Source organism: Mesorhizobium sp. EU05-FHT14A09, assembly GCF_058790995.1.
Map to the genome: position 1 here is coordinate 548,587 of NZ_JBYTDF010000001.1, position 26,703 is coordinate 575,289.

28 protein-coding genes and 1 riboswitch are annotated in these 26,703 nt (G+C 62.3%); of the genes, 17 read left to right on the plus strand and 11 right to left on the minus strand.

Going from position 1 to position 26,703, the window contains the following annotated elements:
• Positions 1-15: 15 nt before the first annotated feature.
• Both AC3WTO_RS02465 and pdxH read right to left on the minus strand, forming a co-directional pair.
• Positions 16-1,407, minus strand: a complete 1,392-nt coding sequence (locus AC3WTO_RS02465; protein WP_492459094.1) for a serine hydrolase — start codon at positions 1,405-1,407, stop codon at positions 16-18.
• Between the two features lie 77 nt (positions 1,408-1,484).
• A complete protein-coding gene (gene pdxH / locus AC3WTO_RS02470; RefSeq protein ID WP_492459095.1) occupies positions 1,485-2,102 on the minus strand; it encodes a pyridoxamine 5'-phosphate oxidase in 618 nt (205 codons plus the stop codon).
• A 36-nt stretch (positions 2,103-2,138) separates the two neighbouring features.
• On the opposite strand from pdxH, the gene AC3WTO_RS02475 reads away from it, so the two are divergent.
• The 6 genes from AC3WTO_RS02475 (at position 2,139) to AC3WTO_RS02500 (ending at position 7,673) form a co-directional block, all read left to right on the plus strand.
• A complete protein-coding gene (locus AC3WTO_RS02475) occupies positions 2,139-2,606 on the plus strand; it encodes an RT0821/Lpp0805 family surface protein (protein WP_492459096.1) in 468 nt (155 codons plus the stop codon).
• An 86-nt stretch (positions 2,607-2,692) separates the two neighbouring features.
• Entirely contained in the window at positions 2,693-3,619 is a 927-nt protein-coding gene (locus AC3WTO_RS02480; protein ID WP_492459097.1) for a DnaJ C-terminal domain-containing protein, read from the plus strand.
• Between the two features lie 109 nt (positions 3,620-3,728).
• Positions 3,729-4,190 (plus strand): GNAT family N-acetyltransferase, encoded by a 462-nt coding sequence (locus tag AC3WTO_RS02485; RefSeq protein ID WP_492459098.1) that lies wholly within the window; start codon positions 3,729-3,731, stop codon positions 4,188-4,190.
• 131 nt (positions 4,191-4,321) lie between these two features.
• Positions 4,322-5,140 carry an enoyl-ACP reductase FabI gene (gene fabI, locus AC3WTO_RS02490; protein ID WP_492459099.1) on the plus strand — a complete coding sequence of 273 codons (819 nt, stop codon included), beginning with the start codon at positions 4,322-4,324 and terminating at the stop codon, positions 5,138-5,140.
• Between the two features lie 48 nt (positions 5,141-5,188).
• The gene (locus tag AC3WTO_RS02495) at positions 5,189-5,779 is read left to right on the plus strand and encodes a histidine phosphatase family protein (protein ID WP_492459100.1); all 591 of its coding nucleotides are present in this window, start codon (positions 5,189-5,191) and stop codon (positions 5,777-5,779) included.
• A gap of 100 nt (positions 5,780-5,879) precedes the next feature.
• Positions 5,880-7,673: a diguanylate cyclase gene (locus AC3WTO_RS02500; RefSeq protein WP_492459101.1), complete on the plus strand. Its 1,794-nt coding sequence runs from the start codon at positions 5,880-5,882 to the stop codon at positions 7,671-7,673.
• 22 nt (positions 7,674-7,695) lie between these two features.
• Here the strand turns inward: AC3WTO_RS02500 and AC3WTO_RS02505 are convergent, their stop codons facing one another.
• The 3 genes from AC3WTO_RS02505 to AC3WTO_RS02515 form a co-directional block, all read right to left on the minus strand.
• Positions 7,696-7,944 (minus strand): DUF1344 domain-containing protein, encoded by a 249-nt coding sequence (locus AC3WTO_RS02505; RefSeq protein WP_492459102.1) that lies wholly within the window; start codon positions 7,942-7,944, stop codon positions 7,696-7,698.
• 151 nt (positions 7,945-8,095) lie between these two features.
• A complete protein-coding gene (locus tag AC3WTO_RS02510; protein ID WP_492459103.1) occupies positions 8,096-8,782 on the minus strand; it encodes a GNAT family N-acetyltransferase in 687 nt (228 codons plus the stop codon).
• Positions 8,763-9,263, minus strand: a complete 501-nt coding sequence (locus AC3WTO_RS02515) for a MarR family winged helix-turn-helix transcriptional regulator (protein ID WP_492459104.1) — start codon at positions 9,261-9,263, stop codon at positions 8,763-8,765. The genes AC3WTO_RS02510 and AC3WTO_RS02515 overlap by 20 nt, the downstream gene beginning before the upstream one ends.
• 182 nt (positions 9,264-9,445) lie before the next feature.
• On the opposite strand from AC3WTO_RS02515, the gene aroC reads away from it, so the two are divergent.
• Both aroC and ribB read left to right on the plus strand, forming a co-directional pair.
• The gene (gene aroC / locus AC3WTO_RS02520) at positions 9,446-10,549 is read left to right on the plus strand and encodes a chorismate synthase (protein ID WP_492459105.1); all 1,104 of its coding nucleotides are present in this window, start codon (positions 9,446-9,448) and stop codon (positions 10,547-10,549) included.
• A gap of 143 nt (positions 10,550-10,692) precedes the next feature.
• Positions 10,693-11,790, plus strand: a complete 1,098-nt coding sequence (gene ribB, locus AC3WTO_RS02525; RefSeq protein WP_492459106.1) for a 3,4-dihydroxy-2-butanone-4-phosphate synthase — start codon at positions 10,693-10,695, stop codon at positions 11,788-11,790.
• 67 nt (positions 11,791-11,857) lie between these two features.
• Here the strand turns inward: ribB and AC3WTO_RS02530 are convergent, their stop codons facing one another.
• Positions 11,858-13,066: an MFS transporter gene (locus tag AC3WTO_RS02530; RefSeq protein ID WP_492459107.1), complete on the minus strand. Its 1,209-nt coding sequence runs from the start codon at positions 13,064-13,066 to the stop codon at positions 11,858-11,860.
• Between the two features lie 209 nt (positions 13,067-13,275).
• Positions 13,276-14,496 carry an MFS transporter gene (locus AC3WTO_RS02535; RefSeq protein ID WP_492459108.1) on the minus strand — a complete coding sequence of 407 codons (1,221 nt, stop codon included), beginning with the start codon at positions 14,494-14,496 and terminating at the stop codon, positions 13,276-13,278.
• 187 nt (positions 14,497-14,683) lie between these two features.
• On the opposite strand from AC3WTO_RS02535, the gene AC3WTO_RS02540 reads away from it, so the two are divergent.
• On the plus strand, positions 14,684-15,265 hold the full coding sequence (locus AC3WTO_RS02540) for a TetR/AcrR family transcriptional regulator (RefSeq protein WP_492460020.1): 582 nt from the start codon (positions 14,684-14,686) through the stop codon (positions 15,263-15,265).
• An 11-nt stretch (positions 15,266-15,276) separates the two neighbouring features.
• Here the strand turns inward: AC3WTO_RS02540 and bluB are convergent, their stop codons facing one another.
• Positions 15,277-16,014: a 5,6-dimethylbenzimidazole synthase gene (gene bluB, locus AC3WTO_RS02545; RefSeq protein WP_492459109.1), complete on the minus strand. Its 738-nt coding sequence runs from the start codon at positions 16,012-16,014 to the stop codon at positions 15,277-15,279.
• A gap of 46 nt (positions 16,015-16,060) precedes the next feature.
• Positions 16,061-16,247: riboswitch (cobalamin riboswitch) on the minus strand.
• Positions 16,248-16,423: 176 nt separating this feature from the next.
• Here bluB and AC3WTO_RS02550 point away from each other — a divergent pair.
• The 8 genes from AC3WTO_RS02550 (at position 16,424) to AC3WTO_RS02585 (ending at position 23,871) form a co-directional block, all read left to right on the plus strand.
• Positions 16,424-17,350: a histone deacetylase family protein gene (locus AC3WTO_RS02550; RefSeq protein ID WP_492459110.1), complete on the plus strand. Its 927-nt coding sequence runs from the start codon at positions 16,424-16,426 to the stop codon at positions 17,348-17,350.
• Between the two features lie 3 nt (positions 17,351-17,353).
• Positions 17,354-17,608 (plus strand): exodeoxyribonuclease VII small subunit, encoded by a 255-nt coding sequence (locus AC3WTO_RS02555; protein WP_129410625.1) that lies wholly within the window; start codon positions 17,354-17,356, stop codon positions 17,606-17,608.
• 76 nt (positions 17,609-17,684) lie between these two features.
• Positions 17,685-17,969, plus strand: a complete 285-nt coding sequence (locus tag AC3WTO_RS02560) for a DUF2277 domain-containing protein (RefSeq protein WP_492459111.1) — start codon at positions 17,685-17,687, stop codon at positions 17,967-17,969.
• Between the two features lie 192 nt (positions 17,970-18,161).
• A complete protein-coding gene (locus AC3WTO_RS02565) occupies positions 18,162-19,082 on the plus strand; it encodes a pirin family protein (protein WP_492459112.1) in 921 nt (306 codons plus the stop codon).
• A gap of 89 nt (positions 19,083-19,171) precedes the next feature.
• Positions 19,172-21,085, plus strand: coding sequence for a 1-deoxy-D-xylulose-5-phosphate synthase (gene dxs, locus AC3WTO_RS02570; RefSeq protein WP_492459113.1), 1,914 nt, complete (start codon positions 19,172-19,174; stop codon positions 21,083-21,085).
• 334 nt (positions 21,086-21,419) lie between these two features.
• Entirely contained in the window at positions 21,420-21,677 is a 258-nt protein-coding gene (locus tag AC3WTO_RS02575; protein WP_492459114.1) for a hypothetical protein, read from the plus strand.
• Between the two features lie 191 nt (positions 21,678-21,868).
• Positions 21,869-22,633, plus strand: a complete 765-nt coding sequence (locus tag AC3WTO_RS02580) for a TlyA family RNA methyltransferase (protein ID WP_492459115.1) — start codon at positions 21,869-21,871, stop codon at positions 22,631-22,633.
• On the plus strand, positions 22,630-23,871 hold the full coding sequence (locus tag AC3WTO_RS02585; RefSeq protein ID WP_492459116.1) for a class I SAM-dependent RNA methyltransferase: 1,242 nt from the start codon (positions 22,630-22,632) through the stop codon (positions 23,869-23,871). Before AC3WTO_RS02580 ends, AC3WTO_RS02585 begins: the two co-directional genes overlap by 4 nt.
• A gap of 9 nt (positions 23,872-23,880) precedes the next feature.
• On the opposite strand, the gene AC3WTO_RS02590 is transcribed toward AC3WTO_RS02585, so the two are convergent.
• The 3 genes from AC3WTO_RS02590 to AC3WTO_RS02600 all read right to left on the minus strand — a co-directional run bounded on the left by AC3WTO_RS02590 (position 23,881) and on the right by AC3WTO_RS02600 (position 26,627).
• A complete protein-coding gene (locus tag AC3WTO_RS02590; protein ID WP_492459117.1) occupies positions 23,881-24,588 on the minus strand; it encodes an NAD-dependent deacylase in 708 nt (235 codons plus the stop codon).
• A gap of 22 nt (positions 24,589-24,610) precedes the next feature.
• Positions 24,611-26,023 (minus strand): metalloprotease TldD, encoded by a 1,413-nt coding sequence (gene tldD, locus AC3WTO_RS02595; protein WP_492459118.1) that lies wholly within the window; start codon positions 26,021-26,023, stop codon positions 24,611-24,613.
• An 82-nt stretch (positions 26,024-26,105) separates the two neighbouring features.
• The gene (locus tag AC3WTO_RS02600; RefSeq protein WP_492459119.1) at positions 26,106-26,627 is read right to left on the minus strand and encodes an invasion associated locus B family protein; all 522 of its coding nucleotides are present in this window, start codon (positions 26,625-26,627) and stop codon (positions 26,106-26,108) included.
• Positions 26,628-26,703: the final 76 nt, after the last annotated feature.

A 26,703-nucleotide genomic window follows, 5' to 3' on the forward strand; every position in this document is an offset into this window, starting at 1 on the left:
TTGTGCGAACAGGACCTATTCGATCCGCTCTGCCGGCATATCGGCGCCGTTCTGGTGCAAAGTCAGGCGTTTGGCCTTGCCGTCGCTGCCCGCCTCGAAGCTTATCTGGGCGTCGACAACCTTGTAGAAGAACGCACGTTCGCTTTCAGGAAAGACCTCGATCTCGGGCTGGCCGGTCGCTTGCACCATCAACCGGTCACCGTCACGCCTGATCGTCAGGATGAAATTCGGCGCCAGTTGATAGCGCCCGATGTAACGATCGTAGACGGCGGGATCGACGGTCACGGCCAGCCTGACCTTAGGCGCCTCCGCGAGCTTGGCGGTCGGGTCGAGCAGATGGCGGCCGATATCGTCGACGCCAATTTCAGTCGATGTATTGGACAATGCCACGACGCCGACTTTCGCCTTGACCAGGAAGCCGATGAAGGAGCGATGGCCACCGGTGCCGCCATTGTGCCAGATCATCTCGTCGTCGCCGACCTTGGTGATCATCCAGCCGAGGCCCATTTGGGCAGCACCTTCGCCGCCAAGGTTGCGTCGTGTCGTCTCGCTCAGCGCAAATGCGGCTTGCAGCGGCGTTTCCCGCTTGCCCATCGCCGCTTCCAGGAAGATCAGCATGTCGTTTGTGCTGGAGCGCAGGGCGCCGGCGCCGCCGAGTGTCGGCAATTGCCAGGCCGGAACGCTTTGCAGGGACTGGTCATGGCCGGGCGTGAGCCGTGCCTGCAGAGCCGACGGAAGCGTGACCGCCGTGCTGTCCATGCCGAGAGGCTTGCTGATCCGGTCTGCTATCAGCCCCGCATAGTCGGTGCCGGCGCGCAAGGCCAGCGTATGGCCAAGCAGGCCGAAGCCTAGGTTGGAATATTCGAATTCGCTGCCGATATCGCGCGGCAGCTTGTACCCCGACAGGAAAGCATAGAGCTGTTCGACCGTGTAATCCGCATAGGGGTCGTCCTGGTCTTTCGGCGCGAGATTGTCCGGCAGCCGCGGCAGGCCGGACAGGTGTGTTGCAAGGTCCTGGAAAGTGATCCTCTTGCCGCCTCGCTCCGGCATCGTCACGCCGGTAGGCAGGTACTTCGCCACCGGATCATCGAGCGAGACTTCGCCTTTCTTGACCATGTCGGCCAAAGCCAATGCCGTGAAGACCTTGGAAATGGAACCGATCTCGAAAATCGTATTGCCGTCGACCGTGCGGGCATCGCTGGCGCCGAAACGGCCATGGGCGATTGTCCGGCGGCCGTTGCCGTCAACAACGCCAATGACGATGCCCAGGCTCTGTTTTTCAACATCGATGCGTTGTTCAAGGATACGGCGGATTTCAGGGTCTGGTGGGATGGGGGACTTTTCTTGTGCCTTGGCTCCAAATTGTGTGGTGATCACGAGCAGCCCTCCGAGCAGCAAACGCAGCATTCGTTTCTCCTGACACCCCAGTCCGTGCGGATGTGGTGGCAGGCGGCTGCATGCGCAATGGGCTGCCGTCGATTAGATCACGGATAGAGGCGGCTCTTGTCCCAGCCGCCGTGGGCATTGCGGCTGAACACGATGCGGTCGTGCAGCCGGAACGGGCGATCATGCCAGAACTCGATCGTCTGCGGCAGGATGCGGAACCCGGACCAGTGCTTGGGGCGCGGAATGTCTCCTATGGCATAGCGGGCCGTGTACTCAGCGACCGCCTTCTCCAGTGCGAATCGGCTTTCCAGGGGGCGTGACTGCTTCGAAGCCCAGGCGCCAATCCGGCTGCCGCGCGGACGCGACGCATAGTAGGCATCAGCCTCCGCGTCGGAAACGATTTCGACCGGCCCGCGCACGCGCACCTGGCGGCGCAACGACTTCCAGTGGAAGCACATCGCTGCCTTCATGCTGCCCAGGATCTCACGGCCCTTGGCGCTTTCGAAGTTGGTGTAGAAAACAAATCCATGATCGTCGAACCCCTTGAGCAGCACCATGCGCACGTCCGGCATGCCGTCGGCGTCGACGGTTGCCAATGCCACGCCGTTGGGGTCGTTGGGCTCGGATTTGGAAGCATCGTCCAGCCAGGCAGCGAACAGCCGGAAAGGCTCCGCGCTCTCCGTAAAGTCACTTGTTGTTAAGACTGTCTCGTTCATAGTTTTTCCGATGTGAACTGGCCGAGGATTTGCCGATTGTCGCGCATCGCGCACATTTTTGACAGCCGGCCAGTGGGCACTTTCCTTTCGTCCTGTCTCAGGGCGGCGGCACCTTGCGCGCTGCTTCTCCTCGCCGGCTGCGGCGCCGGTGGCTTCAGCCTGGAAAAGGCCGAGGTCGATCGTTCCATCGTCACCGGTTCGATTTCACCGAGCGCAACCACTCCTGGCGATGCCGGCATGGCTTCCGACGAGGCGACGATCCGCAATGCCGCGTCTTCCGCCGATCTGCAGGGATTGGCGAACCAGGCTGTTCCCTGGGCCAACTCCGCAACCGGCTCGCGCGGCACCATCACCGCGCTGGCCGAGACCGGCGACGCCACCAGGGGACGCTGCCGCCAGTTCGACGTCTCACGCGAGAGCTATGACGGCGTCACCATGTACAAGGGGGCCATCTGCATGACGCCAGCCGGCGCTTGGCAAACCCAGGATTTCAAGGCGCTTTGATTTTCCGGGTCACTACTGGAATTTCTTCCTATCAAGGCGCATATAGGACATAACTCTGAATTCACCCCGTTCAATGAGCAGGATTGATGCGCGACCCCTATGAGGTGCTGGGAGTTGCCAGGAACGCTTCGTCCAAGGACATCAAGTCGGCGTTTCGGAAACTCGCCAAGAAGCACCACCCGGACCAGAACCCGAACGACCCCAAGGCCAAGGATCGCTTCTCTGCAGCCAACCAGGCCTATGAGATTCTTGGTGACGAGAAGGCCCGCGCGGCCTTCGATCGAGGCGAGATCGGTGCCGACGGCAAGCCGCGGTTCCAGGGCTTCGAGAATGCCGCAGGTGGCGATCCTTTCGCTGGCTTCCGCCGCCAGCAAGGACCTGGCGCATCGAATTTCGAATTCCGCTCCGGCGGCGGCAGTCCCTTTGGTGAAGGGGCTGGCGATATCTTCAGCCAGATTTTTGGCGATGCCTTCAGCCAGCAGCGTGCTGGTGCCGGTGGTGGCGACCGCCGCAGGCAGGCGCCGGCCGGGGGCGACATCAACGTGACGCTGGATGTCACGATCGAGGAAGCCGCGAGCGCCGAAAAGGTGACCGCGATGTTCCCGGACGGTCGCAAGGTGGCGGTGAAACTGCCGGCCTATGTCGAGGACGGCCAGACCATCCGTCTCAAGGGGCAGGGCGAACAGGGTTATGGCCAGCCCGGTGATGTGCTGGTCAAGATCAGGTTCCGCCGCCATGCCCGCTACCGCATCGAGGGCCGCGATCTGCACGTCGATCTGCCGGTATCGCTGCATGATGCGGTGACCGGCGCCAAGGTGGCGGTCGAGACCCCGACTGGCCGCATCGCGCTTGCGGTACCGGCCTGGTCGAGCTCCGACAAGGTGCTGCGCGTCAAGGGACGCGGGCTGCCCGAAAAGGCCGGCGGTCATGCCGACCTTTATGCCCATGTCCGTATCATGCTGCCGGAAGGTGGCGATCCGGAACTGGAAGCGCTGGTCAGGAAGCAGGGCTGAGCAGCCCGAACGCCTTCGCCTGGCCCAAAAGATTGGGTCAGGCGATCCATTGCCGCAGCCGTTTCGTCCGATAGCAATGCCGCTGTCATTCACACCAGCGGCTGCCTCCATGTCTTCTGAAATCATCGTTCGCCCGGTCATTCGTCAGGACTTCGACCGTTGGTTGCCACTTTGGCAGGGCTACAACGCCTTCTACGGCCGGTCCGGGCCCACCGCGCTTGCCGACGCTATTACCCAAATGACCTGGTCACGGTTTTTCGACGCCTACGAGCCGGTGCACGCGCTGGTCGCTGAAAGCGGTGACCGCTTGCTCGGCCTGACTCACTATCTTTTCCATCGCTCGACCACGGCCATCGAACCGAACTGCTACCTGCAGGATTTGTTCACGTCGCAGGAAGCGCGCGGCAAGGGGATCGGCAAGGCACTGATCGAAGGCGTCTACGACCGTGCCCGCGAGGCGGGCTCGCAGCGGGTATACTGGCAGACCCACGAAACCAATCTGACGGCGATGCGGCTTTACGACCATGTCGCGGAGCGTTCCGGCTTCCTGGTCTACCGCCGGCTTTTCTGAAACCCGCAGCCGTGGCTGCGGCGAGGGGCGGCCGGTTGGGCACCGCGCCGTCTGTCTATCATCGCTTGAAGGCATCAAGCGCCTGTGCGATAGGGCAGTTCAAAGCGGATCAGTATGCGGAGAGCGCTCATATGGTGGGTGGACAGGGCCTGATGGCCGGCAAGCGCGGGCTTATTCTCGGCGTCGCCAACAACCGTTCGATTGCCTATGGCATTGCCAAGGCTTGTGTGGACCATGGCGCCGAGATTGCGCTGACCTATCAGGGCGAGGCGTTCAAGAAGCGCGTCGAGCCTCTGGCAGAAGAACTTGGCGCTCATGTCGTCGGCCATTGCGACGTCACCGACCCGGAGAGCCTGGACACGGTGTTCGAAAACGTCAGCAAGCTGTGGGACCGGCTTGATTTCGTGGTTCACGCCATCGCCTTCTCCGACAAGGAAGAGTTGACCGGTCGTTATGTCGAGACCACGCGCGACAACTTCCTGCGCACCATGGACATCTCGGTGTTCTCCTTCACCACCATCGCCAAGCGTGCCGAGCCAATGATGACCAATGGTGGTTCGATGCTGACGCTGACCTACTATGGCGCCGAAAAGGTGATGCCGCACTACAATGTCATGGGTGTCGCCAAGGCAGCGCTTGAAGCCTCAGTGCGTTATCTGGCCGTCGACCTCGGTGCCAAGGGTATCCGCGTCAACGCCATTTCGGCCGGCCCGATCAAGACGCTCGCTGCTTCCGGCATCGGCGACTTCCGCTACATCCTGAAGTGGAACGAGTACAATGCGCCGCTGAAGCGCACGGTGACGCCGGAAGAAGTCGGCGATTCGGGTCTCTACTTCCTGTCGGACCTGTCGCGCGGCGTTACTGGCGAAATTCATCATGTCGATTCGGGTTACCACGTCGTCGGCATGAAGGCCGTCGACGCGCCGGATATCTCGGTTGTCAAAGACTGAGGCTCCTGCCCGGCATTCCAGCATCGTACCGGAGGTCGTTCGCGCACCATGTCTGCGCTTATCTATGTCGTGCGCCACGGCCAGACCGACTGGAATGCCGAGCATCGCTTGCAAGGGCAGGCGGATACGGATCTCAACGAGCTCGGCCGTCGCCAGGCATCGGAGAACGGGTGCAGGCTCGCCGGCTTGATCGGTGCTGCCAAGGCCGATTTCGACTACGTCTCCAGCCCGATGCTGCGTACGCGCGAGACGATGGAGTTGCTGCGCTCGGCCATGGAACTGGATCCCGCCGGCTATCGGACCGACGAGCGGCTTGTCGAGCTCAACTTCGGTGACTGGCAGGGCTTTACCTATCCCGAACTCGAAACCCGCTACCCGGGTGCGAGCCGCGCGCGTGGCGAGGACAAATGGGACTTCACTCCGCCGGGTTTGGGCGCTGAGAGCTATCAGGCGCTGCTGTCCCGTATCCAGCCGGTGTTCCAGGCGATGCAGCGTGATACCGTCTGCGTCACGCATGGCGGCGTCATACGCTGCCTGTTCCGCATGGTTGCGGGAGCATCGAAGGACGAAGCGGCCTCGTTGGAGATCCCGCAGGACCGCGTTCTGAAGATGCAGGGCCGTCGTCTGGAATGGCTTTAGGCGGGAAAGCGCCGACATCGCCTGCGGTTCGATTGCGTTGCGACGCAAAATGACGGCTTCTCCTTAATCGTCCTTCAAAGGCGGCTGGCAGAGTAAGCGGATGAGAATCACCTCCATTACGAACTGGGCGTACGGCATCACCGTTGCCCTGACGGCGTTTTCGGGCGCTGCGTTCATCATGTCTTCGCGCAGCGCGCTCGATGAGCGCGTCGCCGTCGAGGAACATCTGACGCTCGATACGCTCGCCGAGGAACTGGCGCTCGGCGCCGAAGCTGGAAGCGACGATGTGCGTCTCTACGTTATGCGCGGGGACGGGCGCTTCCTGGAGGCCTTCCGCGCCCAGGAGAAATTGGAACGCGACGAGGAGGCCGTGGCAACCAGGCTGGCTGCCAAGGGGCTTGCGTCGGGTGAGGCGGAAGCGCTGAAGGCGGTCATTCGGGATGCGGAGGCACTGGACAAGATTGAATTGGCCGCGATCGAGGCTTTTCAACGCGGAGACAAGGTCGCTGCCCAGGAAGGCTTGTTCGGTGCAGACTACGAACGGGTGCAGAAGGCGCTTCTCCAGACTGTTGCCCATTTTCGCGACCTGACGGCGGCGCGTACGGGAGCTCAGCTCGAAGCGGCTCGCGACCGGAGCGACTGGTGGAGCCTTGTCGCCAAGATCATGCTCGCGGCCACCGGCGCATTGTTTGTTGCCGTGCTCTACTTCGTCCTGAGGCGCAGGGTGGTGAAGCCACTGATGCAGATGACCGGGATCGTCAGTCGGCTCGCCAAACAGGACTATACGGTCGAGGTGCCGGTCGACCGCCGCGCCGACGAGATCGGTGAGATGAATGAGGCGATCGAGATATTCCGCACGAATCTGATCGAGCGGGAGCGGCTGGATGCCGAGCGAAGAGCCGATCAGCGCACCAAGGACATGATCCTGCAGATGATGCACCGGGTGCAGGCATGCCAGAACCAGGCAGAGCTTGCCGAGGTCGTGGTTCGCTTCACGCCTGAGATATTCCCCGATCTCGCCGGTGGCTTGTACATCCTGAACGACAGCAAGACGTCCCTCGCACGCGCCGGAGTATGGCTCGAGCCCCAACGTTCGTTGGTGGCGTTCCCTGCCTCAGCCTGCTGGGGGCTTCGCCGTGGCCGCGCCCACGAAAGCGGCGCGAATGGTTCTGACGTTCCCTGCCGGCATCTCGACGTGTCAGGCCCGACGGCACTCTGTATGCCGTTGACGGCCCAGGGGGATATGATCGGCCTTCTCTACACGGAAGAGCGTGGAGAGAAAGCGCTCGGGCTGGGCGGCGCCAGGCTTTATCTTGAACTGATCGCGGAAAATGTCGGCCTGGCGATCGCAAATCTGCAATTGCGGGAGAAGCTGATCGAGCTTGCCGTGCGCGACCCGCTCACCGGTCTGTTTAACCGTCGTTTCCTCGACGAGACGCTGCAGCAGCACCGGCAGGAGCGCAAGGGCGAGCAACTGGCTTGCCTGATGGTCGATATCGATCATTTCAAGCGCTTCAATGACGAGTTCGGGCACGATGCCGGAGACCTGGTCATGCAGCATGTCGGGCAGACCTTGCGGGAAACGGTGGGAGCGGCCGGCAACGCCTACCGTTTCGGCGGTGAGGAGTTCACCGTGCTCTTGCCCGGGCTCGACGAACAGCGGGCCGCAGAGCTTGCGGATGTGCTGCGGCACAAGATCGGCGGCGCCACGCTCTCCCATACCGGTCGGGTCCTTGGCACGGTGTCGACGTCCATCGGTGTTGCGGCAGCTCCGCAAAGTGGCTCGATCGAAACGCTTGTTACACGCGCGGATGCGGCTTTGCTTCAGGCAAAAGCCGCAGGTCGCAACAGGACGGTGGTGGCAAGCCAGATCAAGAGCACGGATCCGCTGTAATGGCCGGTGCCGCAGGTTTGCCCTACTGCGGCAGTTCCATATCGGTGATGACGTTTTCGCCATTGGTGACGTCATAGGCGATGACGACATCGGTGCCGGGCTTCAGCGCTTCGAGGTCCATTTCGGCATTCAGCTTGTAGGCCTTGCCGTCATCCAGCGTCAGCGTCAGCGTCTCCCGGTCGACCTTCTTGATTTTGCCTTCGGCTTGGCCAGCAAATGCGGCTGTCACGACAAGCACGGTGGCGGCAAGGGCGCCGAACAGGGTACGCATTGATGGTCCTCATTGTTTGTTGTTGTGCGCCGTTCCCGTGCGGCGGCCGCGTGCGGCGACGGAAGCAAACAAAAACCAGTCGAATGTGTCAAACCTAAGTCACCAGCGGTGGACAACAAGCTGTGACCTTTCTGTGAAGACAGCTCCTTGATCAGTTTGGTTCGCGCTGCAGGACGGCGACATGCATCTCCGAGCGCACTGAAAATCCAATGGATTCATAGAGCGCGATCGCGACCGTGTTCGTTGCATAGGCGTGTAGGAAAGGCTCTTCGCCGCGTTCGATGATGCGGCTGGCCACCACCATCGACAGTCGTTTGGCAAGGCCGCGGCCGCGGGCATCCGGATGTGAGCACACGCCGCTGATCTCGGTGAAGCCTTGCGGTTTCATGCGCTCGCCAGCCATGGCGAGCAACCGGCCATTCTCCTTCACACCCCAGAATGCCCCCAGTTCGAGCGCACGTGCCGTGAAGGGGCCGGGTTTGGTAAGCTCCGCCAGTGCCTGCATCGCAGGGATGTCGAACTCGCCGAGAGGTTCGATCCGGTCACCCTGTTCGATCTGCAGCGGCCGGTTGGCGGTCATCTGCACCGCGACCGCGCTGGACACGGCCACCATGCCGCGCGGTACGACGACGGCATCGGCTTGAAGAAAAAGCAGGCTCCGTCCATCAAAAGACAGATCTGCGAGTGCCCGCAGGGCGGTGGGAGAGTCATCATGTGTCGCGGCAAAGGTGGCGACGGATGGCTGATAGCATTTTGCCTGCGGGCCACCCTCCGACAGGTGGGCATGGCGCGTGGTGAGGGCGTTCCAGATCGGGCGATCAAGCGGATGGCTGGTCATGAAGTTGCCTTGCGACACGGTGGTGAAGTGGGGTTGCCTCGAGATCGCACTCGATGGCGGTCAGTTGCTCGAGCAGTGGGCCGGTCAGATCGGCACAGATTTCCGCCACGGCGGCATCGATGCGGGGCCAGAGATCGCGTTTCGAGGTTTCAACAAGCTGACGTCCCTTGTCCGTCAGGCTGATGAGCCGGCGCCGCTGGTCTTCTGAGGACTGCCGGACATCGAGCAGTCCGCTTTCGCTCAACTGTGTCACGATGCGTGTGACGCCGGGCTGGGTGATGCCGATGGCCTCAGCCAGGTCGCCGACAGTCAGAGGACCAAGCCGGTCGACGGCGGCAAGGGCAGGGAATTGGCTGCTCTGTATCGGCAGCTCCATCTCATCCAGCACCCGTTGCACTTCCGACTGGAGACGCTCGCCAATCCGCCTGAAGCGGCTGCCGAGCGTGAGGTAGCCCAATTCTCGAACGACATCGTCAACCATCGCACGGCTCCAATCTTTTTGTATAACAATTTATATAACTAGTTATTCATTTATATCCAGTCGGTGGCGCAGCTGTGGAAAGTTGCGCAAATCGAGCCTGCGCCCCGCCGTTTGACCACCGTGAAAAACGCTAATAGAAGGCAGGCCATGCCGGGGTCAGGCCCGCGCGAGGGCTGCTACCGATGTCGCACAACACCTTCGGCCATCTTTTCCGGGTCACCACCTGGGGTGAAAGCCACGGGCCCGCGCTGGGCTGCGTGGTTGATGGCTGCCCGCCAGGCATCCGCTTCACCCGCGAAGACATCCAGGCCGAACTCGACCGCCGTCGTCCGGGCCAGTCGCGCTTCGTGACCCAGCGCCGCGAACCGGATGAGGTCAAGGTGCTGTCCGGCTTTGTCCTCGAAGAGGACGGCGTCACCATGATCACCACCGGCACGCCGGTGTCGATGCTGATCGAGAATGTCGACCAGCGCTCTAAGGACTATGGCGAGATCGCCCGCCAGTATCGGCCGGGGCATGCGGACTATGCCTATGAGGTCAAATATGGCATTCGTGACCATCGTGGCGGTGGCCGATCCTCGGCACGCGAAACCGCGGCCCGCGTCGCTGCCGGTGCGCTTGCCCGCAAGGTGGTGCCAGGCCTCGCCGTGCGTGGCGCGCTGATTTCGATGGGCGAGAAGGAAATCGACCGCGCCAACTGGAACTGGAATTTCATCGGCGATGCCGAAAATCCGTTCTTCACGCCGGACCCGCAATCGGTCCCTGTGTTCGCGGCCTATCTCGACGGCATTCGCAAGGCAGGCTCATCCGCTGGTGCGGTGATCGAGATCGTCGCCGACGGTGTGCCGGCAGGGTTGGGCGCGCCCATCTATGCCAAGCTCGACCAGGACATCGCGTCGAACCTGATGTCGATCAATGCCGTCAAGGGCGTCGAGATCGGCAACGGTTTCGAAGCTGCGCGCATCACCGGCGAGCAGAATGCTGACGAAATGCGCATGGGCAATGACGGCAAGCCGGTTTTCCTCTCCAACAATGCCGGCGGCATCCTTGGCGGCATTTCGACCGGTCAGCCGATCGTCGCGCGCTTTGCCGTCAAGCCGACTTCCTCGATCCTCAATCCGCGAAAGTCCATCGACCGGGATGGCAAGCACGTTGACGTCGTCACCAAGGGGCGGCACGACCCTTGCGTCGGTATCCGCGCCGTTCCGATCGGCGAAGCGATGGTCGCCTGCGCCATTGCCGACCATTACCTGCGCCATCGAGGGCAGGTCGGTAGTAGGCAATAGGCAATCGGCAGTCGGGACACGCCATCGGAACCCGACTTGCTGTTGTTCCTGTTTCACACCATCTTCGCCTACTGCCTACTGCCTACTGCCTACTGCCTACTGCCTACTGCCTACTGCCTACCGCCGCGAACGAAGTGAGCTCCATGCCTTACGATCAGAAGAAAATTGTCGAAGCCCTGCGCGCTTTCGAGCGCGGCGAGATCGTTGTCGTCATGGACGACGACGGGCGTGAGAATGAGGGCGACCTGATCGTCGCGGCCGTGCATTGCACGCCGGAAAAAATGGCCTTCATCGTGCGTCACACGTCCGGTATCGTTTGCACGCCAATGCCGCGCGAAGAGGCCAAGCGGCTGAATCTGGCGCCGATGGTGGCCGACAACGACTCCGCCCACACCACCGCCTTCACGGTCAGTGTCGACTTCAAACACGGAACCACCACCGGCATCTCCGCCGAAGACCGGACCTTGACCGTACGCAATCTTGCCAATGGCAATGTCGCGGGCAGCGACTTCGTGCGTCCCGGCCATATCTTCCCGCTGATCGCGCGCGAAGGCGGTGTGCTGATGCGCTCCGGTCATACGGAAGCTGCCGTCGACCTGTGCAGGCTGGCGGGTCTTCCCCCTGTCGGTGTCATTTCAGAGCTGGTCAACGACGACGGCACGGTCAAGCGAGGCCCCGAAGTGGCGGCCTTTGCCGAGGAACACGGCCTGAAGCAGGTTTCGGTGGCAGACCTCATCGCCTACCGCCAGCGCAAGGAAACGCTGGTCGAACGCGTCGCTTGCTCCGACATCGACACGCCGGGCGGCAAGGCGACTGCAATCGCCTATTCGCTGCCCTGGGAAGCGATGCATCATCTTGCGATCGTCTACGGCGATATCCGCGACGGTGAGGAAGTGCCGGTGCGGCTGCATCTGGAAGACGTCACGACGGATGTGTTTGGCACCCGTACCGTTCTCGACGGCATCATGAAGACGCTCGGAGAGCGCAAGCGTGGTGTCATCGTCTATCTGCGCGAAGGGTCCACGGGCGTCGGCAGCCATGGCGGTCGCAACCGGCAGGCCGGCGGCGAGGATCACGAGGAAGCGCGCAGGCGCGAGAATGAATGGCGCGAGATCGGCCTTGGCGCCCAGATACTCAAGGATCTCGGTATTTCCTCGATCAATCTGATCGCCTCGCGCGAGCGGCATTATGTCGGCCTGGAAGGTTTCGGCATCCGCATCGCCAAAACCGAAATTCTCTAGGCTTCAACACGTGCTGCTGCAAAAGAAAGGGCGCCCATGGCGCCCTTTCTTGCCCTGCCGGAACCGTTCAGGCGATGGCCGGAGCGGTCGCCCTGCGCACGGATCGCTGCAGGTTGCCCTGGCCGGCCAGGGCGATGATGAAAGCGACAATGCCGGCGGTGATCGAAACCAGGAAGCCGCTGGTTGGTCCGTAGGTGTCGATCACCCAGCCGGCGGCAGACGAGCCGGCCGCCAGGCCGATGCCGATGCTGGTAATTGCCCAGGTCATGCCTTCGGTGAGCTTGGAGGAGGGCACCAGCTTTTCGACCAGCGCCATCGCGGTGATGATGGTCGGCGAAACAGCAACCCCGGCGACGAACAACACCAGACAAAGCATCGGAATGCTGCCGACGATCAGCAGCGGCAAGGTGGTGAGTGCGGCCAGTGCGATCATGATGAGCAATTGCCGGGCCAGCGGCAGCTTAAGTTTCAGCATGCCGAAGGCAAGGCCGGCGACGAGCGAACCCGCCGCATAGGCTGACAGCGCAAAGCTGGCCGCGGCTTTGTTGCCTTGCGCCTCTGCGAAGGCGACGGCCGCCACCTCGGCCGTGCCGAAGATCGCGCCGATGGATGCCAGTGTCAGCGCGATGATCTGCAGCGAGCCGAGGCGGATGACGGAATGACCGCCGCTGCGCTCCTGTGCGTGGACCGGCGGCTCGGTTGATTTCTGTGCGGCAAACAGCAGGCTGCCGACGATGAGAAAGACGGTGGCGGCCAGCGGACCTGCTTCCGGGAACACGGTAACGCTCAATCCGACCGCCAGGATCGGGCCAATCATGAAGACGGCTTCGTCGACGACGGATTCGAAGGCAAAGGCGGTGTGCAGCTTGGCGGTGCCGCGATAGAGCTCGGTCCAGCGTGCCCGCACGAACGAACTGAAGCTCGGCATCGCGCCGCTTAGCACGGCAAAGGCGAACAGCGTCCAGTTCGGCGCCCTCAAATGGGTTGCCAGCAACAGGCAGATCAGGGCCGACACGGCGACGACCGTTGCCGGCACAAGCACGCGGCGCTGGCCGTGGCGGTCGACGAGCCGCGATACCTGCGGTGCGATCAGGCCGCTCGCCAGCGCGAACGTGGCCGCAACGGCGCCCGCAAGCCAGTACTCGCCATGCGTCTCGGACAGCATCGTCACGATGCCGAGCGTGATCATCGAAAGCGGCATGCGGGCCAGGAAGCCGGCCGCGGAAAACGCCTTGGCGCCGGGCGCCTGGAAAATTTCACTGTATGGATTGCGCATGTAAGCCCCCCGGGGCACGGAGATAGAGCATTTTGTAGCCAAGTGGAATCATTTGGCGTTACAAAAATGCTGCGAAAACAAAAACTTAGAGCGTTTCCGCGTTTCCGTGAAAAACGGAAACGCTCTAGTTGAAATTTCGAAGACAGTCGAGCCGCCTGGGCGGGCGGCTCGTTGGTCCTGTCCGGGCTTGGGCAGGGAAGTGGCGAACGTTACTTGGCGGCTTGCGGGGCAGTCTGCGATAACTCGCCTTCGGTCTCGCCGGCGAGCGTCTTCTGGCCGAGAAGCACGATCACGAAGGCGATCGTTCCCGCCGCGACGGAAACCCAGAAACCGTTCTGCGCACCGTAGTTGTCGACCACCCAGCCTGCGATGAAGGCACCCAGGGCCATGCCGATGCCGATGCCGGTCATCACCCAGGTGATGCCTTCGGTCAGCATGGCTTCGGGCACCCGGCGTTCGATCAGGCCGAAGGCCATGATGAAGGTGGGCGAGATCGCAACGCCGCTGACGAAGACGGCGAGCGCCAGCAAGGGGACGGTGTTGGCGACGAGCAGTGGCAAGGTGGTCAAGGCAACCACGGCGATCGAAAGAGCCAGCAGGCGCTGTTTCGGAGCCTGCAGGTTCAGCGCGCCGATAATGAGGCCAATTATGAAGGAACCAGCGGCGTAGACGCCGATGACGAGGCTGGCTGCGGTAGGCTGGCCAAGTTCCTTGGTGATGGCCACGGAGCTTACCTCCGCCGTGGCAAAGATCGAGCCGACGAAGATGAGCGCCAGGGTGATGATCTGGACGGGACGCAGCATGATCGCCGAGCCGCTGCTGCCATGCGCCTGCGGTCGGACCTTGGGTTCGCTGGACCGCTGCAGGATGAATGCCGTCATGCCGAAGGCAAGAAGGAGCGTGCTGGCCAGCATGCCTGCCTCGGGGAACAGTGCTACGCTGAGACCCACCGAAAGCGAGGCGCCGGCAATGTAGACCAGTTCGTCGGCGACCGATTCGAAGGCGAAGGCTGTGTTGAGTTCCGGCTGGTCGCGGAACTTTTCGGTCCAGCGCGCACGCACCATGGCTGGCACCGAAGGCATTGCGGCTGCCAGGAATGCCGAGGCAAACAGCGTCCAGCTCGGCCAGTCGTAGTGGGTTGCCGCGAGCAGGGTGACGAAAGCGATGACGGAGACGATCGTGGTCGGCGTTGCGACGCTTGTCTGGCCGAGCCGGTCGATCCATCGCGAGATCTGCGGGGCAGCAAAAGCGTTGGTCAGGGCAAAGGTGGCCGATACCGCGCCGGCCAGCCAGTATTCGCCGCGCGCCTGCGACAGCATTGCGACAATGCCGATGGGGGCCATGGCAATGGGCAGCCGGGCAATGAAGGCGGCGGCTGCGAAGCCTTTGGCTCCGGGGACTCTGAAGATTTCACCATAAGGATTGCGCATGGGAGCACTCCTGGAATTTTGAGGGTGCGCCACTTACATACGTGGCGTATGCGAATGAGATAATTGCATACGTCGCGTATGTCAATTAATATACGGCTCGTATGTAAAAAAATATACGCAGCGTATGTAAAGACGACGCAACAAGGGAAACAAAGCAATGCGGCCGGCTCATAAACCCCGTAGCGAAATGATCGCCGAAACCCGTGCGAAGCTGATTGCATCGGCGCGCCGGGCCTTCGCGACAGTTGGTTACGCGAACGCGTCCATGGACGATTTCACCGCCCAAGCGGGGCTGACGCGCGGCGCGCTCTATCATCATTTCGGTGACAAGAAGGGGTTGTTCGAAGCCGTCATCGCACAGATCGACCGCGAAATGGCTGCACGTCTCAGTGCGGTCTCTGCGAAGGCCAAGACACGCTGGCAGGGGTTCATCGACGAGAACATCGGCTATGTCGAAATGGCGTTGGATCCGGAAGTCCAGCGCATTGTCCTGTGCGACGGTCCGGCGGTTCTGGGGGACCCGGCGCAATGGCCGAACGCCAATGCCTGTATCCAGTCGGTGACCAAGAATCTTGCGGCGCTGAAGGAAGAGGGCGTTATCCGCGATATCGATCCGGAGGCGATGGCGCGGCTGATCAGCGGCGCTTCGCTTTATGCCGCGCAGTGGATTGCCAATTCCGATGACCCTGCCGCGACATCGTTGAAAGCGGTCAAAGCCTTCCGCGCATTGATGGAAGGTTTGCTGGTGGAAGGCAAAGCCGCTGCCTGAGTTGACCCAGACTAATTCCGGCCTGTGACGGCGTCGGCCGCTTTTTTCAGGCCGTCTTCGCCGGCGCCGCCGAAGGTCTCGCTCATGACAAGCCTGGAGAGCGGCAGACGCGAGGCCCAGCCATTGCGTTCGAGGTCGGGCCTTGCAGCAAATTCCGAGACGTGGCCGACGCAAAGATAAGCGACGGGCACGACGTGGTCGGGAATGCCCAGCAATTGCTTCAGCGCCTCCGTGTCGAGGATGCTCACCCAGCCGACGCCGATCCCTTCCGCCCGCGCCGCCAACCAGAAATTCTGGACCGCGCATACCGTGCTGAAGAGATCCATCTGCGGATTGTGCCAGCGGCCGAGCGGCGAGCCTTCACTGCGTCGCCGATCGCAGGTGATGCACAGGTTGAGCGCGCTTTCGCAGATACCTTCGAGTTTGAGCTTGCTGTAGAGCGCCTGTCGCTCCTCCGCTATCCGGGGCAATTCCTGCGACCGGGCCGCCAGGAAAAGGTCGCGCACCGCCTCCCGTCGTTCACGATCACGGATTACGATGAAGTCCCAGGGTTGCATGAAGCCGACCGACGGCGCGTGATGCGCGGCTGCGAGCAGGCGGGCGAGCACGGCGTCGTCAATCGGATCCTGTCGGAAATGGCTGCGCACATCGCGGCGCGTGAAAATGGCGCGATAGATGGCCTCGCGTTCAAAGTCCCCGAAGGCCAAATCCCCGGATAAATGGCAGGCATGGTTGCGGACGGTGTCCATCGCTTTTCCCTTGCGATCGAAACAACGTCATCCGCCCGTCCATGCGCATGACCATTCCTGTCCGGCCGGTCTTCTGGCTTGGGTTCGTCCCGCTTGTCGGCGCCTTCCCGTCCGTTTCACGGACAGTGGCTTTTGCCGAGCGATCCCCCATACAGCGTTGGGCACGCCACGGATTTTCACCGTGTTCCCGATTCTCCCACCTCGCGGCAGGCACCTGACAGTGGAGCGAATCTATCCGAGTTGAGGCGCGAATACAGCCTTGATCTCGACGTCGCGTGACGCCTTTTCCCCAACAGGCTGGAGCAATTTCAGCAATAGAAAGTTGGAGCGTTTCCGCATTTCCGTGAAAAACGGAAATGCTCTACGCCTGTCGCGTGGCCATCATCTCCATTGCTGATAAGGTGCCCCCATGACGACCCGTCTCTACACACATCCGATTTTCCTGGAACACATCACTCCCACCGGTCATCCGGAGCGGCCGGACCGGCTGCGTGCGATCGAACGGATACTGGATGACGAGGCCTTTGCCGCGCTCGACCGGCAGGAAGCGCCGATGGGCGACGAGGCAACTGTCCTCTATTGTCATCCGAAGGATTTCGTCGAGCGTGTGCGCAAGGCGATCCCGTCGGACGGCATCGCCGTCATCGATTCCGATACGGTGGCGAGCCCGAAAACCTGGCAGGCGGCGCTGACGGCGATCGGCGCGGCCAATGCTGCCGTGGACGATGTCTTCGCCGGCAAGGCCGACAACGTCTTCGTGGCGGCGCGTCCGCCAGGCCACCATGCCGAGAAAACCACGGCCATGGGATTTTGCCTGTTCAACACCGCGGCGATCGCTGCCCGCTACGCTCAGGAGAAACACGGCGTCGAACGTGTCGCCATCGTCGACTGGGACGTGCATCACGGCAATGGCACCCAGGACATCTTCTGGGATGATCCGTCGGTGCTCTATTGTTCGACCCACCAGATGCCGCTTTATCCCGGAACGGGCGCGAAAAGCGAAACGGGCGCCGGCAACATCGTCAACGCGCCTTTGGCGCCGGCGACCGGCAGCGATATCTTCCGGGAGGCATTCAACACGCGTGTCCTGCCCGCGATCGATTCCTTCGCGCCGGACCTCGTCATCATCTCGGCAGGTTTCGACGCGCACCATCGCGATCCGCTGGCGGAGATCAATCTTGTCGAGGATGATTTCGACTGGGCAACCGGGCAGTTGATGGATCGCGCCCGCCGTCATAGTTCAAACAGGCTGGTCAGCGTGCTGGAAGGCGGCTACGACCTGCACGGATTGGCATTTTCGGTCGCAGCGCATGTCGGCCGCCTGATGAAAGGATGAGCCGTGGCTGAAGAAGCGAACCAGGATGTGAAGGCGATGAGCTTCGAGCAGGCACTCGATGCGCTGGAGAAGATCGTCGACGATCTCGAACGCGGCGACGTGCCGCTGGATCAGTCGATCCGCATCTATGAACGCGGCGAGGCGCTGAAGGCGCATTGCGATCGTCTTCTCAAGGCCGCCGAGGACAAGGTGGAAAAGATCAGGCTCGCGCGCGACGGCAAGCCGGTCGGTACCGAACCGCTGGATGGCGAACAATAGTTAGAGCGGAATACGGATGGCATTTCGCTCTAACGAGGGCAGGGGACAACACCGGGCATATCAAAGGGAGATATCCATGTGTCGTAACATCAAGCCGCTCTTCAATTTCGAACCGCCGGCGACGGATACCGAAATTCATGAGGCGGCGCTGCAGTTCGTGCGCAAGATCAGTGGCGCCAACAAGCCGTCCATGCGCAACAAGGAAGCCTTCGATCACGCGGTGCGGACCATCGCCAACGCCGCGCATGAGCTGCTTGTTGTGCTTGAGACGACCCAGCCGCCGCGTAACCGCGATGAGGTGGCGGCAAAAGCCCGGGCCAAGTCGGCCTTGCGGTTTGCTCCCAAGCCGGTGACAGCCTAGCAGGTTTGTTGTCGCGCGGATCGGACGGGCCCAGCAAAGTCGGTGGGCACGACAAAGTGGCCGTCGGTTAAAGTCTGCAAGCTCGGAATTCACCGGATCGGTGAACGCATCGTCGTCGCATCGCCGGTTTGCCAGGGCGGGGCAGGCGTATAAGTTCGCTGCTGCAAGTCATCAGCAGACGGAGCAGGACCGATGAGCTTCTTCCCTGGAAACGATCCCGAACCTGGCGATGCCTTCTCCTGCGATGCCATCGAACTGATGGTGGTGCCCAATGCCAAGGACATAGGCGGTTTCGAGGTGCGCCGTGCCTTGCCGACCGCAAGGCGCCGGCTCGTCGGCCCTTTCATCTTCTTCGATCGCATGGGCCCGGCCATCCTGCGTGCCGGCAAGGCGTTGGACGTGCGCCCGCATCCACATATCGGACTGTCCACTGTCACCTATCTGTTCGACGGCAAGATCAGGCACCGCGATTCGCTCGGCACCGAAATGGTGATTTCTCCCGGCGACGTGAATTTGATGACCGCCGGGCGCGGCATTGTCCACTCCGAACGCACGCCGGAAGAGCTGCGTGGTGCGCCGATGTCGATGTCGGGGCTGCAGACGTGGATAGCGCTGCCCGACAGGCACGAGGAAATGGCACCTGTGTTCGAGAACACGGCCGGCGCCGAGCTGCCTGAGTTCAGTGCCGAAGGTGTGTCGGGCCGTCTCATCATCGGTGAACTGGAAGGCCGCCGTGCCCCGGTGACCACCTATCACGACACGCTGTATGCCGACATCCGGCTGGAACCCGGCGCAAGGTACCGCATCGCGGCCGATGCCGAGGAGCGCGCGATCTACGTGCTCGACGGCTTCGTCTCCATTTCCGGCGACAGTTTCCCCGAAAACCGGCTTCTGGTGTTTCGTCCCGGCGACGAGATCATCGTTTCGTCGGAATCAGGTGCGCATTTCATGCTGTTCGGAGGCGCTTCGCTGGGATCTCCGCGCTACATCTGGTGGAACTTCGTTTCCTCATCGAAAGAACGCATCGAACAGGCCAAGCAGGAGTGGAAGAGCGGTCGCTTCGACATCGTTCCCGGCGACGAAAAGGAATTCATTCCGCTGCCCGACAAGTGAACGTGTCATTGCGGCACATTTACTTTCCCTGGTCGGAGGCCTATTCGACTTTTGAATACTGTTGAACGTGAGCTCGAACGGGCCAGCCATTGATCGCCAGACCCCAGACGCCGCTTCTCGACAAGGTTCGCATTCCCGCGGATCTGAAGAAGCTTTCCGAAAGTGACCTGCCGCAGCTCGCAGAAGAGTTGCGCGCCGAACTGGTCGATGCCGTGTCGCAGACCGGCGGGCATCTCGGCGCAGGTCTCGGGGTGGTCGAGCTTACCGTGGCGCTGCACTATGTTTTCGACACGCCCGATGACAGGATCATCTGGGACGTGGGACACCAGGCCTATCCACACAAGATCCTGACCGGCAGGCGGGACCGCATCCGCACGCTGCGTCAGGAGAACGGGCTTTCCGGCTTCACCAGGCGCGCGGAGAGCGAATACGATCCGTTCGGTGCCGCTCATTCGTCCACCTCGATCTCGGCCGGTCTCGGCATGGCCGTGGCGCGCGATCTGTCTGGCGGCAAGAACAATGTCATCGCTGTCATCGGCGATGGCGCGATGTCGGCCGGCATGGCCTTCGAGGCGCTGAACAATGCCGGCGCGCTCGATGCGCGCCTTATCGTCATCCTGAACGACAACGACATGTCGATCGCCCCGCCGACGGGAGCGATGAGTGCCTATCTGGCCCGCCTCGGTTCGGGCAGGACCTATCTTGGCCTGCGCGATTTCGGCAAGAAGCTGACGTCCTATCTCGGCAAGCGCGCCGACCGTGCCATCACCCGCGCCGTCGAGCATGCGCGCGGCTATGTTACCGGCGGCACCTTGTTCGAGGAACTCGGCTTCTTCCACATCGGCCCGATCGACGGCCACAATCTCGAGCACCTGATCCCGGTGCTGAAGAATGTGCGCGACAACGGCAAGGGCCCTGTCCTGATCCACGTCGTGACGCAGAAGGGCAAGGGCTACGCGCCTGCTGAAGCGGCTGCCGACAAGTACCATGGCGTCAACCGCTTCGATGTCATCACCGGTGCGCAGGCGAAGGCCCCGGCGAATGCGCCGACCTACACCAATGTCTTTGCCGAAAGCCTGATCCGTGAAGCCTGCGAAGACGACAAGATCGTCGCCGTCACCGCGGCCATGCCGACCGGCACCGGGCTCGACCTGTTCGGCGAGGTTTTCCCGAACCGCACATTCGATGTCGGTATCGCCGAGCAGCACGCCGTGACTTTCGCCGCTGGTCTCGCCACCGAAGGCTACAAGCCGTTCGCAGCGATCTATTCGACCTTCCTGCAGCGCGCCTACGATCAGGTCGTGCATGACGTCGCCATCCAGAAGTTGCCGGTGCGTTTTCCGATCGACAGGGCCGGCTATGTCGGCGCTGATGGCGCGACCCATTGCGGCGCGTTCGACACCACCTTCCTTGCCTCGCTGCCCGACTTCGTTGTCATGGCGGCAAGCGACGAGGTGGAGCTGCGCCATATGGTGCGCACCGCGGCTGAATATGATGAAGGTCCGATCTCGTTCCGCTATCCGCGCGGCAATGGTATCGGCATCGATATGCCTGAGCGCGGCTCTCCGCTTGAGATCGGCAAGGGCCGCGTCGTGCGTGAAGGCACCAAGGTGGCGTTGCTTTCCTTCGGTACGCGCCTGCAGGACTGTCTCGCGGCAGCCGATGAGCTGAGTGCTGCCGGCCTCTCCACGACGGTGGCGGATGCGCGTTTCGCCAAGCCGCTCGACCATGATCTTATCCGCCGCCTGGCTCGTTCACACGAGATCCTGGTAACGGTGGAGGAAGGTGCCATCGGCGGTTTCGCCGCGCAGGTGCTGCATTTCCTCGCCCATGAAGGCTTGCTGGAAAGCGGGCTGAAGGTGCGCCCGCTGGTCCTGCCGGATGCTTTCACCGACCACGCCAAGCCGGAGAAGATGTACGCCGATGCAGGGCTCGATGCGACAGGCATCGTACGCACGGTGTTCGCAGCCCTTGGTCATGCCGCGAGCGCCCAGCGCGCCTGAGCATTTTGTAGCCAAGTGGAATCACTTGGCGTTACAAAAATGCGACGAAAACAAACTTAGAGCGTTTCCGCGTTTCCGTGAAAAATGGAAACGCTCCAGAGTTCGACAATGCCGGGATCGGGATTCAAAACGCTATCCTGATCCAGGCGGAAGCATCGACAAGTTGAATCAGTGCGTGAGCGGCTTGAATCACCGTCTCAACACGCGGAATCTGTTTCTCGGCTACCCTGATTAACCTGTTGTTCAGATTGCTTTTTGGTGCTTCGCTTACCTTTTCCCTTGGCCTTTTCTCAATCGCGCCCTGCTAGGGACATGACAGGCAGGGAGAAGAAGAATGAGAGCGCTTCCAATTGGCGCGGCCAGCATGTTTTTGCTGGTTGGTTGGGCTGCGGCCGAACCGCAATATGACCGCGTTCTTGAACAGGCAGCCATCGACATCGTGGCAGCCAACATCGGTACGTTGCGCGGCGGCTTCGCCTACAATCAGGTGCCGCAGATGGTTGTCGTACAGGACGCGCCTCCGCCTCGCCGGGCACCGGCCGATGGTTTGGTGCCGGCTGTCGAGCGTCCATCGACCAGCGAACTTTACTAGATCATACCAACGGTCATTCTGAATGACCGTTGGAGCGCGCGCCAATTGCCAGTGTTCTTGGGCGCCGCGCCCGTTGGCGCGAAAGCCACGCGGGCCGCACCGGTGTTTGAGGCGTCCTGGATCTCAATATCCAGGACCTCCAGTATCCGTCCCGGCTTGCTATCGCGCGCTGCTTTCGCCAATGAAGGCGAATGTGTTCCCATCAGCCAGCCAGCCAGCGCCAGCGGCTCGACGACCTGCTCGTCACGCGCGGCCTGTTTGCCAGCCGCTCGCGCGCTCGCGACGCGGTCGAGCGCGGCACCGTTTCGGTTGACGGAACCGTGGTGACGAAGCCTGGGCAGAACGTGGCTTCCAGCGTCGACCTTGTCGTGGACGATCCGGCGCGCAACTACGTCTCCCGTGCGGCGCTGAAACTGATCGCCGGCCTAGATTACTTCCAATTCGATCCCTCCGGTGTGCAGGCACTCGACATAGGCGCCTCGACAGGCGGCTTCACACAGGTGCTGCTCGAGCGTGGCGCTGGCCATGTCACCGCGATCGACGTCGGCCACGGCCAGATGCATGGCTCGATCGCAACCGACCCACGCGTCACCTCGATCGAGGGACTCAACGCGCGTGACCTCTCGATCGCCAATCTCGAGGGCCGGATGCCGGATTTCATCGTCTCCGACGTTTCCTTCATTTCGCTCAGGCTGGCGCTGCCGCCGGCTCTCGATCTGGCAAAAGCAGGCGCGCGCGGGCTGCTGCTGGTCAAGCCGCAATTCGAGGCTGGGCGCGAAGCGATCGGCAAGGGTGGCCTGCTCAGGAACCCCGCCGAGGCGGAAGCTGTTGCTGCCGATCTTTTGCGATGGCTTGACGGGTTCGCCGGCTGGCGTGCGCTTGGCCTTCATCCGTCGCCGATCGAAGGTGGCGACGGCAACCGTGAATTCCTGCTGGCCGGAGTGAAAGATCGATGAGCACGCGTTACCAGATCGCACGGCTCGGCGCGCAGGGCGACGGCGTCGTCGACGCCGATGGCGGCCACGTCTTTGTCCCGTTCGCGCTGCCGGGCGAAGTGGTGACCGCTGCACGCGAGCGGGATCGGGCACAGCTGCTCGCTGTGCTGGAGCCTTCGCCGGAGCGTATCAAGCCGGTCTGCAGGCATTTCACCGATTGCGGTGGCTGCGCCATCCAGCATCTCGAAGAAGGCGCCTATCGAGCCTGGAAGCGCGGCCTTGTTGTGCATGCGCTGAAGGCGAGGGGCATCGAAGCCGAGGTCGCCGACCTCGTCGCCTGCGCGCCGCATAGCCGTCGCCGGGCCGCCTTCACGGCGCGCAACACCGACAACGGGTTGCATCTGGGTTACAATCAGGCTTTCTCCAACATCCTCGTGGACATCGAAGAGTGCCCTGTGCTGTTGCCTGCCATTGTCGAAGCGGCTGGGGTTCTGCGGCATCTCGCCAGCATCGTCGCCAACACGTCGAAGCCTTTCCGCTTCCTGGTCACCGCTACAGCATCCGGGCTTGATGTCGCTGCGGCCGACTGCGGCAAGCCTACCGAAGCGATCCGTCGCGCCGCCACGGATTTCGTGATCAAGTCCGGGATCGCCAGGCTATCCATCGATGGCGAGATCATAGTCGAGGCCATCAAGCCGACGCTGGTATTCGGTTCCGCAACGGTCACGCCACCGCCAGGAGCCTTCGTGCAGGCTGTGGCTGAGGCCGAGAACGCCATGGCCAATCTTGTCGCCGCGCATGTGCGTAAGGCCAAGAGGGTCGCCGATCTCTTTTCGGGATGCGGAACCTTCGCACTGAGGCTTGCCGCCAATGCGGAGGTTCTTGCGGTGGAAAATGACGGGCCGGCGCTCGCGGCACTCGACCGCGGCTTTCGTTTTGCCAGCGGGCTGAAACGCGTGACGGTCGAGCGCCGCGATCTCGATCGCCGGCCGCTGACCTATAAGGAACTGCCGGCTTTCGATGCTGTCGTGTTTGACCCGCCGCGCGCCGGCGCCGAGGATCAGTCCAAACAGATCGCCCGTTCGGACGTGCCGTACGTCGCCGCTGTTTCCTGCAATCCGGTCACATTGGCGCGCGACCTGCGCATCCTGATCGATGGCGGCTACCAGCTGAAGAGCGTGACGCCGATCGACCAGTTCTTGTGGTCGCCGCATGTCGAGGCGGTGGCGCTGCTGGAGAAGCCGCGGAAACGGCGCTGAAGCAGCCCTTCAGCGAGCTGTGAGTATTCTGTCGACAAAGGCCGGGACGATTTCGGTCGCCTTGCCGAGCACAGCCTCATCGAAGCTGCTGTGCCCATCCGATGGTTCGAGGTTGAGCTCGACCGTATGGGCGCCGTTGAGCCGTGCCTCTTCGACGAAGCCTGCGGCCGGATAGACGTTGCCGCTGGTGCCGATCGAGACGAAAAGGTCACAATCCGCCAGCGCGGCGTAGATGCGTTCCATCTGGTAAGGCATTTCACCGAACCAGACGACGTCTGGGCGCAGATACCCGACGGCGCCGCAAGCCGGGCATTGCGAAAGCGCGGACATGTCGCTCGACCAGGGGGAGCGGCACTCGCAGGCTTGGCACAGCGCCTTGCCGAGTTCGCCATGCATGTGGATCAGGCTGGCCGAACCGGCCCGTTCGTGCAGATCGTCGATGTTCTGCGTGACCAGCAGGACGGAGCCGTAGAATGCGCGCTCCAGCCGCGCCAACGCCGCGTGCGCCGAATTCGGTTTCACCTTGGCCATGCCGTGCCGGCGCTCGTTGTAGAACGCGTGCACCTTGGCGGCATCGCGAATGAAGCCTTCCGGCGTGGCGACATCGCGGTAGTCGACCTTCGACCAGATGCCGTCCTTGTCGCGGAACGTGTCGACGCCCGATTCCGCCGAGATCCCGGCGCCGGTGAGGATGACGATGGATTTGTAGGCAGGCATGATCGACCGTCGCAGCAGGCAGCTAGACCTGCGTGCCGCCAACGGTCATCTGATTCATGCGCAGGTGCGGCTGGCCGACGCCGACGGGCACGCCCTGGCCGGCCTTTCCGCACATGCCGATGCCGGTGTCGAGCTTCATGTCGTTGCCGACCATGCTGACCCGATGCATCGCGTCCGGACCGTTGCCGATCAGCATCGCGCCCTTGATCGGTTGTGTGACCTTGCCGTCCTCGATCAGATAGGCCTCGGTGCAGCCGAACACGAACTTGCCCGAGGTGATGTCGACCTGGCCACCGCCGAAGGAAACGGCGTAGATGCCTTTTTTCACCGACGCGATGATCTCCTCCGGCGTGTGGTCTCCGCTGGTCATGTAGGTGTTGGTCATGCGCGGCATCGGTTGATGCGCATAGGATTCGCGCCTGCCATTACCGGTGGCGGCCATGCCCATCAGCCGTGCGTTCTGGCGATCCTGCATGTAACCCACCAGCTTGCCGTCATCGATCAGCACGGTGCGGTTGGTCGGCGTGGCCTCGTCGTCGACAGTCAACGAGCCACGCCGCTCGGCAATCGTGCCGTCGTCGACGACGGTCACGCCCTTGGCGGCGACCTGCTGGCCCAAAAGACCGGCAAAAGCCGATGTCTTCTTACGGTTGAAGTCGCCTTCCAGGCCATGGCCGACCGCTTCATGCAGCATCACGCCTGGCCAGCCGCTGGACAGCACGATGTCGAAAGTGCCGGCCGGCGCGGGTATGGCCTCCAGATTGACCAGTGCCTGGCGCAGCGCCTCCTTGGCGGCATGTTTCCAGCTGTGTTCGACCAGGAATTCGCTGAAACCGGTGCGGCCGCCCATGCCGTAGGAACCCGTTTCCTGCCTGTCGCCATCGCCGACCATGACCGAGATGTTGAGGCGAACCAGAGGCCGGATATCACGCACCAGCTGTCCGTCGGCGCGCAGAATTTCGACCTGCTGCCAGGAAGCCGCGAGCGATGCCGTCACCTGTCGCACGCGCGGATCTTCCGCGCGTGTCCAGGCGTCGATTTCCTGCAGGAGCTTGGCCTTGGCTTCAAAGCCGGGCGAAGGGATCGGGTTTTCGTCACTGTAGAGACGGCGGTTGGTCCGTGGCGGCGCATCGGCCAGCGTACCGGAATAACCGGCCTTGACGGTGGCGACTGCACCCGCGGCGCGTTGCAGCGCGGCTTCGGACAGGTCGCCGGCATGCGCATAGCCACTGGCTTCGCCGGCGACGACCCGCAGTCCAAAACCCTGGTCGGTGTTGAAGTTGGCCGTCTTCAGTCGGCCATTGTCGAACATCAGCGCTTCGCTTTCGCTGTATTCCAGGAAGAGTTCGCCATCGTCCGCACCTTTGATGGTGTCCGCGACGATCTTCTTGATCTGCTCTTCGGAAATGTCGAATCGGCTGATGAGGCTGCTCATGGCGCGCATCCTTGAAAGAACTGTTGGACCCGATGTAGGCGCCGGGACGCCATTCGGCAATGCGCGACCGTGATCGTGGCGATCAGGGCAGGGCGTTGAAGCCGTCGGCGAAGCCCTTGAGGTCGACCGGAATGCCGATGCCTTCTTCGGGCGTCTGGAAGACAATGAAGGTTGCGGCCTTGCCGCTCTTCAGCGTGTCGAGCAGCGGCTTCTCCAGGATCACTTCGGCATAGCAGCCGTCCTGGAAGCAGCGCACGAAATAGGCGCGGCCGATATCCTTGCCGTCGACATTGAGGCCAAGGCCGTTGGGGAGCAGGACGCCGAGCGGCGCCAGCACGCGCAAAATCTCGGCCTTGTTGTCGGCGGTCCGCAGCACGACGACCGAAAGGCCCATCTCTGGGCGATCTTCGGCCACCACATTCTGCATCATCACGCATTGTTCGGACGTCGCGCCCGCCGGCGTGTCGCAGATGACAGACCAGGCGCCGTGCGTGGACTTTACATTGCCGCTCGGTTGCTGCGCGGCCGCCATCGCCTGTCCGGCGCCGGCAAGGGCGGCGAGAAAGATGACCTTCGCCAAGGTTCTCGAAACCCAAGAGTTCATGTCGGCTCCATTCCGAATCACGCCACTGTAAGCCCCGGCACCGCTAAGGAAAAGCGTGGGGGCGACGCGCAATCCC

Excerpts from the sequence above, each read along its gene's own strand:
- AC3WTO_RS02465 (WP_492459094.1), bottom strand. The coding sequence starts at position 1,407 with ATGCTGCGTTTGCTGCTCGGAGGGCTGCTCGTGATCACCACACAATTT.
- pdxH (WP_492459095.1), bottom strand. The coding sequence starts at position 2,102 with ATGAACGAGACAGTCTTAACAACAAGTGACTTTACGGAGAGCGCGGAG.
- AC3WTO_RS02480 (WP_492459097.1), top strand. The coding sequence starts at position 2,693 with ATGCGCGACCCCTATGAGGTGCTGGGAGTTGCCAGGAACGCTTCGTCC.
- AC3WTO_RS02485 (WP_492459098.1), top strand. The coding sequence starts at position 3,729 with ATGTCTTCTGAAATCATCGTTCGCCCGGTCATTCGTCAGGACTTCGAC.
- fabI (WP_492459099.1), top strand. The coding sequence starts at position 4,322 with ATGGTGGGTGGACAGGGCCTGATGGCCGGCAAGCGCGGGCTTATTCTC.
- AC3WTO_RS02495 (WP_492459100.1), top strand. The coding sequence starts at position 5,189 with ATGTCTGCGCTTATCTATGTCGTGCGCCACGGCCAGACCGACTGGAAT.
- AC3WTO_RS02500 (WP_492459101.1), top strand. The coding sequence starts at position 5,880 with ATGAGAATCACCTCCATTACGAACTGGGCGTACGGCATCACCGTTGCC.
- AC3WTO_RS02505 (WP_492459102.1), bottom strand. The coding sequence starts at position 7,944 with ATGCGTACCCTGTTCGGCGCCCTTGCCGCCACCGTGCTTGTCGTGACA.
- AC3WTO_RS02510 (WP_492459103.1), bottom strand. The coding sequence starts at position 8,782 with ATGACCAGCCATCCGCTTGATCGCCCGATCTGGAACGCCCTCACCACG.
- AC3WTO_RS02515 (WP_492459104.1), bottom strand. The coding sequence starts at position 9,263 with ATGGTTGACGATGTCGTTCGAGAATTGGGCTACCTCACGCTCGGCAGC.
- aroC (WP_492459105.1), top strand. The coding sequence starts at position 9,446 with ATGTCGCACAACACCTTCGGCCATCTTTTCCGGGTCACCACCTGGGGT.
- ribB (WP_492459106.1), top strand. The coding sequence starts at position 10,693 with ATGCCTTACGATCAGAAGAAAATTGTCGAAGCCCTGCGCGCTTTCGAG.
- AC3WTO_RS02530 (WP_492459107.1), bottom strand. The coding sequence starts at position 13,066 with ATGCGCAATCCATACAGTGAAATTTTCCAGGCGCCCGGCGCCAAGGCG.
- AC3WTO_RS02535 (WP_492459108.1), bottom strand. The coding sequence starts at position 14,496 with ATGCGCAATCCTTATGGTGAAATCTTCAGAGTCCCCGGAGCCAAAGGC.
- AC3WTO_RS02540 (WP_492460020.1), top strand. The coding sequence starts at position 14,684 with ATGATCGCCGAAACCCGTGCGAAGCTGATTGCATCGGCGCGCCGGGCC.
- bluB (WP_492459109.1), bottom strand. The coding sequence starts at position 16,014 with ATGGACACCGTCCGCAACCATGCCTGCCATTTATCCGGGGATTTGGCC.
- AC3WTO_RS02550 (WP_492459110.1), top strand. The coding sequence starts at position 16,424 with ATGACGACCCGTCTCTACACACATCCGATTTTCCTGGAACACATCACT.
- AC3WTO_RS02560 (WP_492459111.1), top strand. The coding sequence starts at position 17,685 with ATGTGTCGTAACATCAAGCCGCTCTTCAATTTCGAACCGCCGGCGACG.
- AC3WTO_RS02565 (WP_492459112.1), top strand. The coding sequence starts at position 18,162 with ATGAGCTTCTTCCCTGGAAACGATCCCGAACCTGGCGATGCCTTCTCC.
- AC3WTO_RS02575 (WP_492459114.1), top strand. The coding sequence starts at position 21,420 with ATGAGAGCGCTTCCAATTGGCGCGGCCAGCATGTTTTTGCTGGTTGGT.
- AC3WTO_RS02580 (WP_492459115.1), top strand. The coding sequence starts at position 21,869 with ATGTGTTCCCATCAGCCAGCCAGCCAGCGCCAGCGGCTCGACGACCTG.
- AC3WTO_RS02585 (WP_492459116.1), top strand. The coding sequence starts at position 22,630 with ATGAGCACGCGTTACCAGATCGCACGGCTCGGCGCGCAGGGCGACGGC.
- AC3WTO_RS02590 (WP_492459117.1), bottom strand. The coding sequence starts at position 24,588 with ATGCCTGCCTACAAATCCATCGTCATCCTCACCGGCGCCGGGATCTCG.
- tldD (WP_492459118.1), bottom strand. The coding sequence starts at position 26,023 with ATGAGCAGCCTCATCAGCCGATTCGACATTTCCGAAGAGCAGATCAAG.
- AC3WTO_RS02600 (WP_492459119.1), bottom strand. The coding sequence starts at position 26,627 with ATGAACTCTTGGGTTTCGAGAACCTTGGCGAAGGTCATCTTTCTCGCC.